This is a genomic window from Alteromonas sp. G4i35 (assembly GCF_054960375.1).
In genome coordinates this window covers 101,702-117,436 of the sequence record NZ_JBHNZD010000014.1, presented here as the reverse complement: position 1 = coordinate 117,436, position 15,735 = coordinate 101,702, and the positions used below count along the sequence as shown (strand labels likewise).

Annotated in this window: 12 protein-coding genes; 11 read left to right on the top strand and 1 reads right to left on the bottom strand. The window is 45.7% G+C overall.

Going from position 1 to position 15,735, the window contains the following annotated elements:
• Positions 1-3 precede the first annotated feature (3 nt).
• Positions 4-630, bottom strand: coding sequence for a CPBP family intramembrane glutamic endopeptidase (locus ACFI6L_RS10945; RefSeq protein WP_462573989.1), 627 nt, complete (start codon positions 628-630; stop codon positions 4-6).
• Positions 631-1,056: 426 nt separating this feature from the next.
• On the opposite strand from ACFI6L_RS10945, the gene ACFI6L_RS10940 reads away from it, so the two are divergent.
• From ACFI6L_RS10940 to ACFI6L_RS10890, 11 genes are all read left to right on the top strand, one after another.
• Entirely contained in the window at positions 1,057-1,890 is an 834-nt protein-coding gene (locus tag ACFI6L_RS10940) for a MurR/RpiR family transcriptional regulator (RefSeq protein WP_321825325.1), read from the top strand.
• A gap of 200 nt (positions 1,891-2,090) precedes the next feature.
• Complete coding sequence (locus ACFI6L_RS10935; protein ID WP_014949092.1) at positions 2,091-2,654, top strand: DUF924 family protein; 564 nt, start codon at positions 2,091-2,093, stop codon at positions 2,652-2,654.
• A gap of 183 nt (positions 2,655-2,837) precedes the next feature.
• Positions 2,838-4,103, top strand: a complete 1,266-nt coding sequence (locus tag ACFI6L_RS10930) for an amidase (protein WP_462573988.1) — start codon at positions 2,838-2,840, stop codon at positions 4,101-4,103.
• 170 nt (positions 4,104-4,273) lie between these two features.
• Positions 4,274-5,851, top strand: a complete 1,578-nt coding sequence (locus tag ACFI6L_RS10925) for a gamma-glutamyltransferase family protein (protein ID WP_462573987.1) — start codon at positions 4,274-4,276, stop codon at positions 5,849-5,851.
• Between the two features lie 72 nt (positions 5,852-5,923).
• A complete protein-coding gene (locus ACFI6L_RS10920) occupies positions 5,924-6,742 on the top strand; it encodes a sulfite exporter TauE/SafE family protein (protein ID WP_014949089.1) in 819 nt (272 codons plus the stop codon).
• Positions 6,743-6,752: 10 nt separating this feature from the next.
• Positions 6,753-8,021 (top strand): pyridoxal-phosphate-dependent aminotransferase family protein, encoded by a 1,269-nt coding sequence (locus ACFI6L_RS10915; RefSeq protein WP_462573985.1) that lies wholly within the window; start codon positions 6,753-6,755, stop codon positions 8,019-8,021.
• A complete protein-coding gene (locus ACFI6L_RS10910) occupies positions 8,014-9,258 on the top strand; it encodes an allantoate amidohydrolase (RefSeq protein ID WP_462573984.1) in 1,245 nt (414 codons plus the stop codon). Before ACFI6L_RS10915 ends, ACFI6L_RS10910 begins: the two co-directional genes overlap by 8 nt.
• 36 nt (positions 9,259-9,294) lie before the next feature.
• Complete coding sequence (locus tag ACFI6L_RS10905; protein ID WP_014976207.1) at positions 9,295-9,660, top strand: AraC family ligand binding domain-containing protein; 366 nt, start codon at positions 9,295-9,297, stop codon at positions 9,658-9,660.
• 216 nt (positions 9,661-9,876) lie between these two features.
• Positions 9,877-11,355 carry an adenosine deaminase family protein gene (locus tag ACFI6L_RS10900; protein WP_462573982.1) on the top strand — a complete coding sequence of 493 codons (1,479 nt, stop codon included), beginning with the start codon at positions 9,877-9,879 and terminating at the stop codon, positions 11,353-11,355.
• A 2-nt stretch (positions 11,356-11,357) separates the two neighbouring features.
• Positions 11,358-12,935: a uracil-xanthine permease family protein gene (locus ACFI6L_RS10895; protein ID WP_462573981.1), complete on the top strand. Its 1,578-nt coding sequence runs from the start codon at positions 11,358-11,360 to the stop codon at positions 12,933-12,935.
• 241 nt (positions 12,936-13,176) lie between these two features.
• On the top strand, positions 13,177-15,612 hold the full coding sequence (locus ACFI6L_RS10890; RefSeq protein ID WP_462573980.1) for a TonB-dependent siderophore receptor: 2,436 nt from the start codon (positions 13,177-13,179) through the stop codon (positions 15,610-15,612).
• Positions 15,613-15,735 lie beyond the last annotated feature (123 nt).

Sequence of the window (15,735 nt, the reverse complement as noted above, 5' to 3'; positions counted from 1 at the left end):
TAACTACGACGCGATAACTAAATAAGATCCCAGCCCGATGGTAAATAAAAAACTGCCCCATATAGCGTGTTCTATAACCACCACGGGCGTCGAGTTAGTTTGCATATACCTATAACCGAAAATGCCACCGCCAATCCAAGAAATGACTACAGCAATCCAGTTACCGTACACTAAGTGGGCTAAACCAAATAAAAAAGTACTTAAGGCCCACCTTGCATATTTCGAAGGTAGTATTCGCTTGTAACGGTGAAAAAAGTACGTTCGAAAAATGATCTCTTGCGGGATGACCGACACTAACGGATAAATCAATAATGTAGCTATCCACATCCATGGCTGGTTCATAGACCAATGTAGGAACAATTCCGGTTTAAAAAAGTAAACTACCAGCGCCAGTAAGCTCGCCCAAGGCAAAAATAACCTTAGCGTACTTTTTAAATGCGTTCGATAGTCTTCCCAATGCCACAATTTAATGCGTTTAAATTGCTTATCTGCTAACAAGATAGCTAAGCAACAAAGTCCCATAACACCTAAAATAGGCATGAGATAATTTGCAAAATGCTTTATCCAGTAGAGAACGGCAAAGGGAATCACCACAAAGAGCAAGATCAATTCAGACCACAGCTTTGCCACAACTCACCTCTTTCTCTCGATCATGCTAGGTTCGCTGATCGATTCCCCAAACGTTTTTACTAACTAGAATCGATGCTAAACCAACAAGATAATTACCAACCGATGACACTTTTGTGAATTTTTACGGTTTATGTCTATGAAAGTGTAGTGCCAATTTGCAAAGCATGAGTGGTTAATTAAGTGCTACTTTAGCCCTATTCTTTACTGCGCATTCGTAACTCTCTATATAGATAAGGTTTTTTAAGAGCAGTGGAAACTTATAAGCGTTTTTTAGTAATAAGCAACAACGCTCATTATAGTGTTCTACTTCAATAATCGGCTTCGAAAAACCTATTTTGAAGTACGTGAACGCGTTGAATTCAGGTAGTGTTTGTATATCGCACAAAAGTCGTGAAATAATTGCATAAGATGTATAAGGCGATACCAATGACAAAAAATAGCCCTAGCGACGTTTTACAGCAAATTGAAAACCACTATGCCTCCTTGTCCCCTTCGGGCAAGGCTATTGCGCATTATATTCAGCAGAATCCTATCGCAGTATTAAGTCAATCTACGTCTTTAATTGCAGAAAAAACGGGGACGTCAAAGGCCACAGTCAGTCGCTTCTTTCGCCAGCTGGGTTTTGACTCGCATCAGCAAGCTAAAGAGGCGCTTATTCAGCTACGTGAGCAAGGCGTGCCTGTTGTAAGCCCTTCAAGTGGTGTACTTCAGCATGAGAATGATAGTAAGAATTTGGCCAATACATTTGATAGCACTTCCTCAGAGGCGTTGACAGATATTGCTAAATTGCTGGCATCAGCAGGCCAGGTCACCTTGATTGGTTTTAGAAACGCCTACCCCATTGCACTTCATTTTAGGCAGCAGCTCAAACAAATTCGTGCGTCGGTCCGTGTGCTTCCTCAGCCCGGTCAAACACTTAGTGAAGATATTATCGACCTAACCGAAAATGATCTTGTCGTACTTTTTGGTTTTCGTCGTAGAACCCGACAATTCAAATTTGTTTTAAATAGCATTAAACACTGTAAAACCGTATTAATTACCGAGCCAACGGGCCAAGGATATCGTCACGATGTCGACCACCTGTTGGTTACCCACATTGGCAGTGACTCGCCTTTTGATAGTTACGCGGCTCCAATGAGCCTGGTTGCATCACTGTGTAACCTTACCTACGAAGTATTAGGAAGCCAGGCCGCAGACCGCGTCGACGCGATTACTGACATCTACATTCAAATGGATGAGCTAGAAAGTCCAAAGCGTTAACCCTTCCCACAGAACATTTTTTAAGCAATACTATAAAGAGAGCGGATAGCAGAGAATTGTTATTTTGCAAGCGTAAAGGGAACTAAAGCGCTTAAAAATGGGTATAAGTATTAATTCACAACGCTTATTTTGGGTTTTAATGCATAAAAACGTACCTGTTAATTTAATTTCACTGCTAAAAGCGTGTGGTTGGAGTTGATATGGATAAAACGCAAGTAGTCATGGAAGAAGCTAACGGTGTGCTAGACTTTTGGTTTGGAGAACTCTCCCCAGAGCAATGGTTTAAGGAAGATGCAGCACTAGATAAAACGATCACTTCGCGATTTTCAAAATTGCGTGCAGCAGCCATAAAGGGCGAGTTGTGGCCTTGGCGAGCGACGGCTACCGGTCGTCTTGCCGAAATAATTCTTCTCGATCAATTCTCGCGAAATATTCATCGCAATGACAAAGATGCATTCAGTGCAGACAGCATTGCTTTGGTTCTTGCGCAAGAAGCGGTAAGTGTTGAAGCCGATAAGGTACTTACACCGCAGCAGCGCGCGTTTCTGTATATGCCGTTTATGCATAGTGAATCACTCGCAATCCACGACGTCGCATTGGAACTATTTTCACAAGAAGGCCTTGAAAGAGAATTCTCCTTTGAAAAGCGCCATCAACAGATAATTGAAATGTTTGGCCGCTACCCTCACCGCAACCGAATTTTAGGGCGCGAGTCGACACCAGAAGAAGTTGCATACCTGAAGCAAAACCCCCAAGGCTTTTAGCAACTTATTTAGTGTTCTTTAACGATTTACTCAGCGCTTTACCAATTATGTAACTCACAGAAAATAATGTACGTACTAAAATGCCCAATGAAGTAACGTTCGTTTCTCTTGACTTTTTAATGAAACAGTTGTTTCATTAATCTAAAGACGAATAAAGAAACAATAACGAATAAGTAACGCGCTGTGAGCTCTCCTTTTGTACTGAAGCCCTGTGATGCCAAGTTCACACAGGCAATTAAAAACCTAGAAATCGCATTCAGTCTTGACGGTAGTGTTAAAGATGACGCATTTTCGGCGTCAGGAAAAGCGCTGAATCAGGCAAAAAGTCAAAGTAAATTGCCGCTTAGCGGACTAGGTCTGGCAGTGAAAGATTTGTTTCACATTGAAGAATTGCCAACCGCAGCAGGAAATCCTGATTGGTTAGCCACACACGCGATTCCGAAAAACACAAATCGTTGCGTAGCAAAGATGCTTCAAGCGGGTGCCACGTTCAAAGGCAAAACCATCACTGATGAACTTGCCTACAGTTTACACGGGCAGAATAAGCACTACGAAACACTGGTAAATCCAGTGGCACCAGCTCATATACCTGGTGGTTCTTCGTCAGGTTCAGCGGTAGCCGTTAGCGCGCACCTTGCCGACATAGGGCTTGGCACCGACACCGGCGGCTCTATTCGCGTACCGTCTAGCTATCAAGGGTTATGGGGGCTTCGCACCACGCACGGCGTTGTGGCCTGCGACAATATGGTGGCACTTGCTCCGTCGTTTGATACCGTGGGCTGGATGACACGCGACCTAAACACGCTGACTAAAGTTGCCAATGTCTGCATAGATAGCGCAACACAAAGTGAAATATCAGGTTCGCTTCGATTTGGCATAGCAGCGCATTTATTTGAGCAGGCCGCTCACAAATCGCTGTGCAAAACATGGCTTGCAGCGCTGGCAGATAACAACGACTGTATTGTATTGTCAGAGACTCAGCTTGATTTAGACACATTACAAACAGCTGCTACTTTTCGTACCTTACAGGGCAATGAAATATGGCAGCAACATGGCGAATGGATTGAAAATACTCAACCTGATATCGCTAAAGATATCGTGTTGCGCTTGAATTGGTGTAAAACCATAACGACACAAGATGTACAACAAGCTAAAGCGCAACAATCTGTGGTAATCAGTCATTTAAATGCTCTATTTGAAGACATAGACGTACTGATTATTCCCACGACACCCGGTGTAGCACCTCGATGTGATGCCGATGAAACGACTCTGGCAAATGATAGAAACGCTCTGCTCGCACTTACGGCGATAGCTGGGCTTGCGGGTTTACCCCAGCTTCATCTGCCGTTGTTTACCCTACACAACGCTCCATGCGGATTATCGCTAGTGGGCAAAAAAGGCAACGATCTTGCACTTCTCGCGTTAGCAAAAAAGCTAGCCACTCGCTAAACGTGTAAAGCGCGCCTGTTTTATTTAAGTTGCACTCAAATAAAGCATTAGCGCCCTATCGCATTCAAGTAGAAAGTAGAAAGCGGAAGTAAGACCTAAGCGCCCCGTCATTTTGCCTTGTTTGGGCTTGACCTGACTGCGCGATTGCCGAGTTTTTGAAGGAATTAAAAATGAGTGAAAAACCAAATATAGCGTTTACCGCCCCTCACTTTGCAGCATCGCAAGTGGGCTTAAACATACTAGAAAAAGGCGGCACAGCTATAGAAGCTATGGTAGCTGCGGCGGCCTCTATCGCGGTTGAATACCCGCACATGAATGGCATGGGCGGTGATGGATTTTGGCTAATCAGTGAGCCTGGTAAAAAGCCGATTGGCATTGATGCATCTGGTGTAGCAGCAAAAGGTGCAACGCCTTCTTTCTACGAGGGTAGCGATGCCATACCGAGTCGAGGCGGAAAGTCTGCATTAACCATGGCAGGTGCTGTTGCTGGTTGGCAAGCCGCGCTTGAAATAAGTCACAAATGGCAAAGCGGTTTACCGTTAAGCACATTGTTCGATACGGCGATTAGTCAAGCTAACTGGGGGATTGAAGTTACCCAGAGCTTGGTGGATGCCAGCAACAAAACCTTTGACGAGTTAAGTGCGGATGAAAATTTCGCTCAGTTTTTGATTAAGGGGAAAGCCCTTAAAAAAGGTAAAATTTTAAAGCTAACAAAGCTCTCTGAAACTTTGAAGCATTTAGCAGAAAAAGGATTAGATGACTTTTACCACGGTGAGTTAGCTTCACAGCTGGCTGAAGACTTAGAAGCCGCCGGCTCCCCTATTCGTCTTGAAGATTTTAACAATTACAAAGCGACAATTGTTGAGCCATTGTCAGTATCCACCAGCAAAGGCAAGCTTTATAACTTGCCGGCGCCCACGCAAGGTGTGGCGTCGCTCATTATTTTAGCCCTGTACGACAAAGTTCAGCATTTAGGGAGCACCGATGCTGACATGGTGCATTTACTTATCGAGTGCACAAAACAAGCTTTTATTGCGCGCAACGCGAACGTTACCGACCCGTCTCGTACGCCCGTTAACTTACAAAGCCTGTTAAGTGATGATGTACTTGATGAAATGGTGAAGAACATTTCTTTAGATAAAGCACTTCCTTGGCCCCATGAAGCCAAGCACGGCGATACTATTTGGATGGGTTGCTGCGACTCTGAAGGTCGAATGGTGAGCTATATACAGTCGCTATATTGGGAGTTCGGCTCGGGCGTAGTGAGCCCGCAAACAGGCATTGTGTGGAACAACCGTGGCACTTCGTTTTCAGTCGTTCCAAGCAGTAACCAATATTTGGCACCAGGCTTAAAACCATTTCACACACTTAACCCCGCTTTCGCTGAGCTTGTTGACGGTCGACGCATGAGTTACGGCACCATGGGTGGTGAAGGTCAGCCTCAAACCCAAGCGGCGCTGTTTGCTCGTCATGTCTACCACGGCCAACCTATCGCCAAAGCTATTTCCCTCGGCCGTTGGCTACTTGGTAGAACCTGGGGCGATCAAAGTCACAACTTAAAAGCAGAGCGTGACTTAGTTGAGTATGTGGGGGAAAGCTTACTGGCACGAGGACACGATATGGTGACGGTAGATCCTTGCAACGAACTCATGGGTCATGCTGGTGCAATTATTCGCGACACAGAAGGTACAGTGAGTGGCGCAAGCGACCCAAGAAGTGACGGCAAAGCCTACCTTGGACACCGCTAGTTTATTCGCAGTGGCTAAGACGCAGCACTGACAAATAGTTAAACCAATAAACGTTAAAGAGAAAGAAATCACATGCAGTTTTTAATGGATAACCTAACGGTTATATTATCGCTTGCGGGAACAGGCGTGTTCGCAGGCATACTAGCAGGAATGCTTGGCGTAGGTGGAGGCATTGTTATTGTGCCGGTACTGTTTTTCTTGTTCCAAGCCCTTGGTGTGTCACCTGAGAGCGCAATGGTAATAGCCACGGCCACGTCATTGGCAACCATCGTCCCTACTTCAGTAAGCTCTATTCGTGCTCATCACAGTAAGGGCAATGTAGACTTTGCGTTGCTAAAAGCGTGGGCAGTGTTCATTTTAATTGGCGTGCTTGCCGGAAGCTATGCGGTGACGGCGGTTAACCCGACGTTCCTAACCTTACTGTTTGGCATTATTGCAACCTTGTCTGCCATTAATATGCTTATTGGCAAGAAAGACGCGCTATTTAAAGGGCTACCGGGCCGCGCGGGTCAGTCGATTATGGCAACCTGCATTGGCCTATTTAGTTCTATGGTAGGCATTGGTGGCGGTACGTTAACCGTGCCGACTCTCACATTTTGTAACTACCCAGCACACAAAGCGGTGGGTACCGCTGCTGCAGTCGGTTTAATCATTTCGCTTCCAGCGGCACTCACGCTGCTATTTGTTGGTACCACTCCTGTTGACGCTCCCTTCGCTACGTACGGCTATGTAAACTTGCTGGGGTTTGTCTGCATTGTTCCGCTCACCGTGTTATTTGCGCCTGTCGGAGCAAGCATAGCCAACAAGCTAGACGCTGGCTTACTTAAGAAAATCTTCGCCGTTGTTCTCATCATCACTGGCTTGCGCATGCTAGCGCAAGTGCTTATCTAGGAGTGCCCACATGTCTAAAGAAGCCTCTAACAGAATCTTTGCTCCACTATCCCCGCCGCCTCGCTTGCTAATGGGACCGGGCCCAATTAACTGCTACCCCCGAGTGTTAAGCGCCATGTCTACCCAGTTAGTAGGTCAATATGACCCTGTAATGACTGGCTACATGAACGAGGTGATGCAACTTTACCGCGATGTTTTCAATACGAAAAACCAGCAAACCTTCTTGGTTGACGGTACGTCGCGCGCTGGAATTGAAGCTGTATTGGTGTCGGCAATTGAGCCAGGCGATAAAGTCCTTGTGCCTATCTTCGGGCGTTTTGGGCATTTGCTTGCTGAAATTGCAGAGCGCGCCGACGCTGAAGTTCACACCATTGAAGTGCCGTGGGGCGAAGTGTTTTCACCTGAACAAATTGAAAAGGCGATAAAAGACGTAAAACCAAAACTGCTTGCCATTGTTCAAGGGGATACGTCCACCACCATGCTGCAACCGCTTGCAGAAATTGGCGCGATTTGTGAAGCAAACGATGTGTTGTTTTACTGCGATGCAACAGCGTCAATAGGTGGGAACCCGCTAGACGTTGATGCTTGGAAATTAGATGCGGTGTCAGTTGGCCTGCAAAAGTGCTTAGGAGGCCCATCAGGCAGTGCTCCTATTACACTAAGCGACAAGTTTGTTAAAACCGTGCGTACCCGTCACCACGTTGAAGCCGGCATTCGCGATGCTCACCATGAAGCCGCGCGTGGCCCTAAAATTCGTTCTAACTACTTCGACTTGCCCATGATCATGGATTATTGGGGCGAGGAGCGACTAAATCACCACACCGAAGCGGCCAGTATGCTCTATTGCGCCCGTGAATGCGCGCGCCTGCATTTAGAAGAAGGCCAGGAGAACGTGATTGCTCGTCACAAAGTAGCGGGCGACGCCATGCTAGCCGGTATTCAGGCCATGGGACTTGAGCCCTTCGGCGACCTGAAACACAAAATGTACAATGTTGTAGGTGTTCATATTCCCGAGGGTGTTCATGGCGAAGAGGTACGCGAAACCTTACTTCTGCGTTTTAACATTGAAATAGGCACTAGTTTTGGTCCGCTAAAAGGAAAAATTTGGCGCATTGGCACTATGGGCTATAACGCCAGAGAAGATGCCGTGTTACATACCCTCCAGTCCCTTGAAACTGTGCTTCGTATGCAAGGGGTTGCGCTACCTGCCGGTAAAGGGGTAGATGCTGCGCTTAGCGTTTATGCTAAGGCTAAAGCGGCGGGAGTCACCAATGGGTGAATTCGCAGAATTTGCTGAATTAGCTACGCAAGTTATGGCAAGGTGCGAAACATTAGGCACCTTAAGCCAGGACCCAGCCTGTTTAGACAGGCGCTATTTGACCGAACAACACAAGCTTGCAAATCAACTAGCCTCAGGGTGGATGATTGAAGCCGGAATGACCACCTGGCAAGACGCCGTTGGCAATATATGGGGGCGCTATACATCAAGCGTGCCCAACGCACCGCGATTAATTCTAGGTAGCCACCTCGACACTGTGCCTAACGGCGGAAAGTACGACGGCATGCTAGGCGTGGTCGCCGCTATTTCGCTGGTCGCTATGTTTGACGGCACGCAAACCAAGTTCCCTTTTCATATTGATATTGTGGGTTTTTGTGATGAAGAAGGCACGCGATTTGGCACCACCCTTTTAGGAAGCCGCGCGCTCACCGGTAAGTGGCAAGAGCAATGGCGTCATCTAAAAGATGAAAATGGCGTGAACTTAGAGCAAGCCATGGCAAACTTCGGCCTTAATTTCGACGCAGTAAACAGTGCCGCTATTTCCCGTACCGACATTTTGGGCTACATAGAGCTTCACATTGAACAAGGCCCTGTTTTAGAGCAAGAAAATCTGCCTGTTGGCGTTGTCAGTGCTATTGCAGGTGCAAAACGTTTTAATTTTTCAGTAGAAGGCATGGCGGGTCACGCTGGCACTGTGCCAATGTCTATGCGACGAGATGCATTGTGCGCAAGTGCAGAGATGCTATTGGCTGTAGAGAGCATAAGCTTGCAGCGTCCGGGCGTTGTAGCCACGGTAGGTAAAATTGAAAATGCGCCAAACGGTGTTAACGTCATTTCTGGTCGCACACGTTTTTCTCTCGATATCAGAAGCGAAGATGATGAATTGCGAGATTCTGTATTGGCAGAAATATTGCAAAAGTTTGATGCCATTGCGCATGCACGACAAATAACGCTAACACGGGAGCAAACACACAGCGCACCTGCGGTGCATTGCGATAGCCAGCTGAAAGAAGCGCTAGTTCGAGGCGTTAAAGAAAGCGGGATTGAGCCGAGGGTACTTGCCTCGGGTGCAGGTCATGACGCTATGGCTATTGCTGATATTTGCCCTGTGGCCATGTTATTTACTCGTTGTAAGGGGGGAATAAGCCACCACCCTGCAGAATCTATTACCATTGATGACGTGGCCGCAAGTTTGTCAGTACTTTATAAAACCATTAGCAAGCTCAAGCATACGTAGTGGTCAAATCAGTAAAGTTTTAATGAAGGGTTAATAATGAAAATAACAAGGATTTACAACGATGAAGCAGGTAAAAGTCACTTTGGCGAAGTGGAGATTGCGCTAAAAGACGGCGGTCCTATCGGTATGCTTTCAGAGAAATTCGGTGCAGATAAAATAATTTTTCGCGAAACGCCCGCAGATTATGATTTTAAGTGGCATCCAGCGCCGGCGCGACAACTCCTTTTCATTATTAAAGGGCGTGCTGAATTTACGGTGTCTAACGGTGAACGTCATGTGTTTGGAGCAGGTGACGTACTATTGCTAGAAGACACAGAAGGCGAAGGCCATTGTTCCCGCGCAATGTACAATGAAGTACGCCACTCAATTTTTGTGACGTTAGATGAAGGCGTAGTCCTATAAAACGACCGTTCGCACTGCTCTAAAAAAATGCGCTAATTTAGCGCATTTTTTTGTTTAGGCACCAAAATGGGGCTTACGAATTGCCTAATTATTTGCTCCTGACCCAAACCGACATAAAAAACACTTTAAAACAACAACTTAAAAACACATTACCAAGCAGACCAACTGGTCAATATCTTGCAACCATAGAGCAACTATTGCTAAGAAAAATTGCTCATGTCATTTGTTGTACGAACCCTGTTCATTTTGTCTTTATCCTTTGTTGGTCTTTATTCCGCCGCAAACCCCTTTCCCACTGAAGAAGACGCAAACAGTTGGTTTAAGCAATATACTCAGTCATTGACCGATTCACAGACCTATCAACTACTTAAACAGTTTCCAAAAGGCGGTGACTTGCACCATCACTTATCAGGCTCGGCGTACGGCAAATGGTGGTATGAGCTAGCAACTAATCAAGCACTAAACGGCGGCTATCAGTACTTCACTAAGATAAATCATAGCGAGTGTGACTCGGCGCCGTTGTTTCATACTATTTCTAACACTACCCACTCTAAACTAACGAAATGTAAGCAAAAGCAATATAAAGCGCTGAATGCCCTAAGTAACAAAGAACAAGAAGCGTTTATCCATAGTGTTGAACTTGATAAGCCAGAAGAAGGTCGAGAGGAGTTTTTTGAGTTTCACTGGCAGCGTTTAAGCGAGCTTACTCAAAACCCCTATATTACAGCGCAGGTTCTGCTTAGAAACATGCAGCTGTATCAACAAGAAAATGTGCGCTATTTAGAAACGCAAATGAACGTTAGGTTTATGAATCGCGCAGATGGGAGCCGCTTTCCCCCTGCTGAAGCGCTCAAAGTTATTACAGACATGCTCGATAGCGAACCAGCGAAAGCTACTGGTGTCACCGTTCGTTTTCAATATGCCTTGGTTCGTTTTACTGACAACATTGAAGCTCAACTAGACTGGATCTTCAAATTCGTAGACGCCAATAGAAAATGGTATGTAGGGATAAATTTGGTTGGCAGGGAGGACGATCCCCGAGGTCAACCCACGCGCTTTTTAGCGCCCATAACGAGACTTAGAGCTCAATATCCAGCCATTCGCCTCTCCTTTCATGCAGGTGAATCTGAGCATGCAGATACCAATATTCGGGACACCTTATTGTTAGGCGCAGAGCGAATAGGCCATGGCATTAATCTGCTAAAAGATCCTTCAACGTATTTGCTCATGCGCCATAACCGCTATTTGATTGAAACCAATTTAATTTCAAACCTAAAGTTAGAATACATCGATGATTTGAGCGCTCATCCCTTTCCTCAACTTTTAAGAACCGGTGTACCCACTGCACTTTCAACCGACGACCGAGGGATGTGGGATGCCACACTCACAGATGAATATTACCTGGCATTTACCCAGTTCAATCTAAGCTGGAGTGAGCTAGTTACATTAAGTCAAAACAGTATCAAGTACAGCTTTTTACAAGACGAGAAAAAAGAGCAACTACTTACTGAGCTAAACCGAGATCTAACACAGTTTTTAGCCTTAATAGCGGAAAGCGCTAACCAAATACCTTCTGCAAACAGCAAAGTACAACCTCTTAACAGCAACGTGGAACGCTACAGTGATTTCATCTGCGAGTTTGCCGCCTCGGTCTGCGCCAATGAAGGAAATAACAAGGAAATAACAAGGAAATAACCATGTCTTCAAATCACAGCGAACTACTTTACGATTTAAATGATAGTCCGGCATTTCTTCCTTCACTTACCGCGGCAATTCAGCATTTACTTGCAAGCTTTGTCGGTGTTATTACCCCGACTCTTATTGTTACATCAACACTGGGCCTTACTGAATACACGCCTTATCTTATCAGTATGGCCTTGTTTGTAAGCGGCTTAGGCACGGCAATTCAAACAAAGCGTATAGGCCCGGTAGGCAGTGGATTGGTAGCCATCCAAGGTACCAGTTTTGCGTTTATTAGCGCGTTGATACTGGCAGGAAATCAGGTCAAGGCGGATGGAGGAACACCCGAAGATGTTCTGTCTTTGTTGTTTGGATTAACTATGGCGGGTGCCATGGTCGAAGTGGTGTTCAGTCTATTTGTACATAAACTCAAACGTATCATTACACCATTAACTACAGGAATTGTGATAACCGCTATTGGGCTAAGCTTGATAAACGTAGGCATGACTGACCTTGCGGGCGGCTTTCACGCTGCTGACTTCGCCAGCACAGAAAACTTAGCCGTCGGCCTTGGCGTGTTGCTCATTATTGTTTTCTTGAACGCCTCAACAAATCATTGGCTGCGTTTGAGTGCCATCTTTATAGGTATGGCGATTGGCGCAACCTATGTCGGCATTACAAAAGGATTAGATTTCAGCGGCCTTGCTTCGCTTTCCGTCGTAGCGATCCCCACCCCTTTTGCCTTTGGCATTGCATTTGATATCACTCTCTTTTTACCTATCGCGCTCATCTATTTGTTTAGTGCAATAGAAACGGCCGGCGACTTAACCGCAAATAGCCTTTTCTGTAAGCAGCCTGTGAGCGGCCCGATTTATCTTGCAAGAGTGAAAGGCGGGATTTTGGGCGACGGCGTTAATTCGTTACTTGCTGGCATGTTCAACACCTTTCCAAATACTACATTTGGCCAGAATAACGGGGTTATCCAATTAACCGGCATCGCCAGCCGTAAGGTCGGCTTTTTTGTTGCAGCGCTATTCGTTGTTATTGGGTTCTTTCCCATTGTAGGTGGTGTGCTGCAGGCTATTCCCAAGCCAGTTCTTGGCGGTGCTACTCTGGTTATGTTTGCCATGGTGGCCGTGGGCGGTTTAAAGCTTTTAGCCAGCTACGCGCTTGATAGGCGCAGTAGTTTGGTGACAGCGTGTGCGCTAGGTATGGCGATTGGTGTAATGATGGTACCAGAAGCCCTTTCTGAATTGCCTTCATGGCTTGAAAATATCTTACTTTCTCCAGTAACCTCGGCCGGCCTTACCGCCGTCATCCTTGATTTAACCTTACCTGGAAAAAAGCCCCTTGCTTCCCCACACGCTAGTGCACAAAAAATTGAAAGCAGCACTGGCGTTGCACGGGACAACCCTGCTTACGAGCCTATTCAAAACCCAAAGCCAGAAAGTAGCCGTAGGGCGCCGAAAGTACTCAATGAAAAAGCCTTTGTAAACCATGAGGCTGTTAAGCACTCAGCACACTCGACATCCATTTTAAGTATAGACGGACAACCGGGCGTAACCTCTGCTCTTTTTAGTGCAAAAGCTCGCTAAAAATCACCTTATAAGTGCATGCATTTATGCGATTGAGTTTATTTACATAAAAATAACAATATAAGAACAACATTATATATTTTTATCCCTATAATTCAGCAACTTAAGAGAAGGTTAAAAGTTGACCAACTGGACAAGTAGTTGGCACTCATCCTGCTAACTCTCTTGCCAATAACAAAACGCATATAAAAATGCGTGAAAAGAACCCTAAAAAGGGGCAACTAAAAATAACGAGGAAACCATGAAAAACACTACATTCAATTTATCTCCTCTAGCAAAAGCTTTTGCAATGACTACCGCGGTCGCGCTATCGTCGCAAGCTTTTGCTCAAGAAGAGACAGAGGTTAAAGAAAAAGACGTTGAAAAAATTCAGGTAACAGGATCCCTTGGGAGCCTTCCTGGCCAAGACGTTGAGTCAGTTTTTGGCTTTGGCAAATCTATTCTCCAAACGCCTCGCTCAGCGTCCACGATTTCTCAAGAGCAAATGGAGCGCTTCAACGTTTCAGACATTGATGAACTCGTCGCGTTCGCACCAGGTACATTCACACAGTCGTTCTTCGGTGTTGCAGGCTCTCTGGATGTGCGGGGCACGCCCGGGGAAACTTACTTCCGCGGTGTTAAGCGCTTAGACAACCCAGGTAACTACCCTACGCCTATTGGCGCGTCCAGCCGAATCGACATCGTTCGTGGTCCGGCATCACCTATTTACGGCCCATCAAAAATTGGTGGTTATCTGAACTTTAATCCCAAGTCTGCCCGTGCGTCATCGGGGCAGTATTTAGATGCACCAACAGGCGCGTTGTCTTACACAACGGGGTCGTGGAACAAGAGCATTTTAACCGCAGAAGTTGGCGGACCGACTAGTGTTGCCGGTAAAGAAATGGGCTATTACATATACGGTGAGCTAGAAAACTCTGACAGTTACTACGACAATACCCAGACTGATCAAACCGTACTTCAAGCATCATTTAATATCGATATTACCGATAACCTTCGCTTTGAATTTGGTGGTATGTACCACGACTACGATGGTAACCAAGTGGCCGGCTGGAACCGATTAACTCAGGAGTTAATTGACGACGGAACCTATATTACAGGTACGGCTCAACCATTAGATACGGACGGCGACGGTCAAATCAGTCACGAAGAATATGCTGAAGTCGCCGACTTGATTTCACCGTTTATTTTCACGCCAGCTGTCCCATTAGATTCGGTTACAGGCGACTTTTTCGATCCTTTAATGGCATTACAAAACCCAGGTACCACGACCTTAAGTGGTAGCCAAACTTTGGTAGCACCTGATGACCAACTTGGTAACGAAGCCATAACGCTCTACTTCGACACCATTTACTACACGGATAATTGGGAAATTCGCAACCAGCTTTTCTATGATGCATACGACAACATAAACGAAAATGCTTATGGCTTCTCACAATTCCATGACAGCTGGGTTATAGAAGACAAACTAATTTTTGCGACAGAATATGAGAACGACGGACTATTAGCGCAATTTCAATTTTCTCCATCTGTACGCTATACCGACTTTGAGCACGGCGATGACTTTACTTACGAGTTCTTTAATCGTCGCGACCTAACCATGCCGTCTTCAGCGCTAGATCGCCGCCTTTTGTCTACCCGCTCGGGTAAAAACTACGACAACTATGACGTAGGTAATTACTTAGACTTAGGCATTGCTGCAATGACCGATTTAACTTGGGACTGGGGTTTAAACTTAGTACTAGGTTTACGATACGACACTATTGATATTGAAAGCACATCGCGCACGGATTTACTTCTGGGTGCTACTGGAGATGAAACACCAGTTTATGCTGAAGAAACCGTAGATGGATGGTCTTGGAACGCTAGTATTTCATATGAATTTGAATTTGGCCTTATTCCTTATATCACTGCAGCAGAGCAAGCTACCCTTGTTGCAGGCCAGGGCGCCGAGATTGGTGTTGGCCAACTCAATCAACCTGGTGGTGGCGGTGCATTCGACACCTCTGAGCTGATGGAATACGGTATTAAAGGTTCTCTCGTTGACGATACACTCTATTTTGCCCTTTCATTCTTTGAGCAAGAGCGTACCGACTTCAATACTCAGAATACGGTCACCAACAACACAACCAATAACGAAGGCACTGAATTTGAACTTCGTTGGGTAGTCAATGAGAACCTTGTTGTTTCTGCTGGCTATACAAATATAGAAGTTATCAACTTAACTGCACTTGCCAATGGAAACCAATTTGGGTTCTTAGGTGCTGACGATTTAGTTGCTCTTGATGATCCTTCGTTAATTTTTGGCGGGAACGTAGTAGGTCTTAACCTTGTTGGTGAAGGAGAAACAAACTCTGACGGACGAAAGGCCGGTATTCCTGAAAATATTTACACGCTGACAGCAACCTATGACTTCCAAAATGGTTATGCTGCCAACGTGAGTATTGTGGATGTGGATGAGGTCGCGTCTGGCTACTCAGCTGCAGTGACACTTCCAGCCTACACGTTAGTCAATGCTGGCTTGTCATATCAAGCAGAAGATTGGTCGATAAACTTAACCGTTAAAAACTTAACTGACGAGCGTTATTTCCGCTCTAACTTCCCTGATCTATTTGGTAGTCAAATTGTACTACCTGAACTACCGCGTCACTGGAATGCTAAATTTACTTACTCATTCTAAGTTCGCATACTCTTTGAGCGTGGTCGTGCCTCATGTGTAGATTGAACGTTCGACACACGCTCTCAGGCCTGTAAGTTTTTTCGATAAGAAGCCCAGTTTGATAATGCTGGGCTCTTTTTTAGG

Coding starts and splice junctions, on each gene's coding strand:
- ACFI6L_RS10940 (WP_321825325.1), top strand. CDS start 1,057: ATGACAAAAAATAGCCCTAGCGACGTTTTACAGCAAATTGAAAACCAC.
- ACFI6L_RS10935 (WP_014949092.1), top strand. CDS start 2,091: ATGGATAAAACGCAAGTAGTCATGGAAGAAGCTAACGGTGTGCTAGAC.
- ACFI6L_RS10925 (WP_462573987.1), top strand. CDS start 4,274: ATGAGTGAAAAACCAAATATAGCGTTTACCGCCCCTCACTTTGCAGCA.
- ACFI6L_RS10920 (WP_014949089.1), top strand. CDS start 5,924: ATGCAGTTTTTAATGGATAACCTAACGGTTATATTATCGCTTGCGGGA.
- ACFI6L_RS10915 (WP_462573985.1), top strand. CDS start 6,753: ATGTCTAAAGAAGCCTCTAACAGAATCTTTGCTCCACTATCCCCGCCG.
- ACFI6L_RS10910 (WP_462573984.1), top strand. CDS start 8,014: ATGGGTGAATTCGCAGAATTTGCTGAATTAGCTACGCAAGTTATGGCA.
- ACFI6L_RS10905 (WP_014976207.1), top strand. CDS start 9,295: ATGAAAATAACAAGGATTTACAACGATGAAGCAGGTAAAAGTCACTTT.
- ACFI6L_RS10900 (WP_462573982.1), top strand. CDS start 9,877: ATGTCATTTGTTGTACGAACCCTGTTCATTTTGTCTTTATCCTTTGTT.
- ACFI6L_RS10895 (WP_462573981.1), top strand. CDS start 11,358: ATGTCTTCAAATCACAGCGAACTACTTTACGATTTAAATGATAGTCCG.
- ACFI6L_RS10890 (WP_462573980.1), top strand. CDS start 13,177: ATGAAAAACACTACATTCAATTTATCTCCTCTAGCAAAAGCTTTTGCA.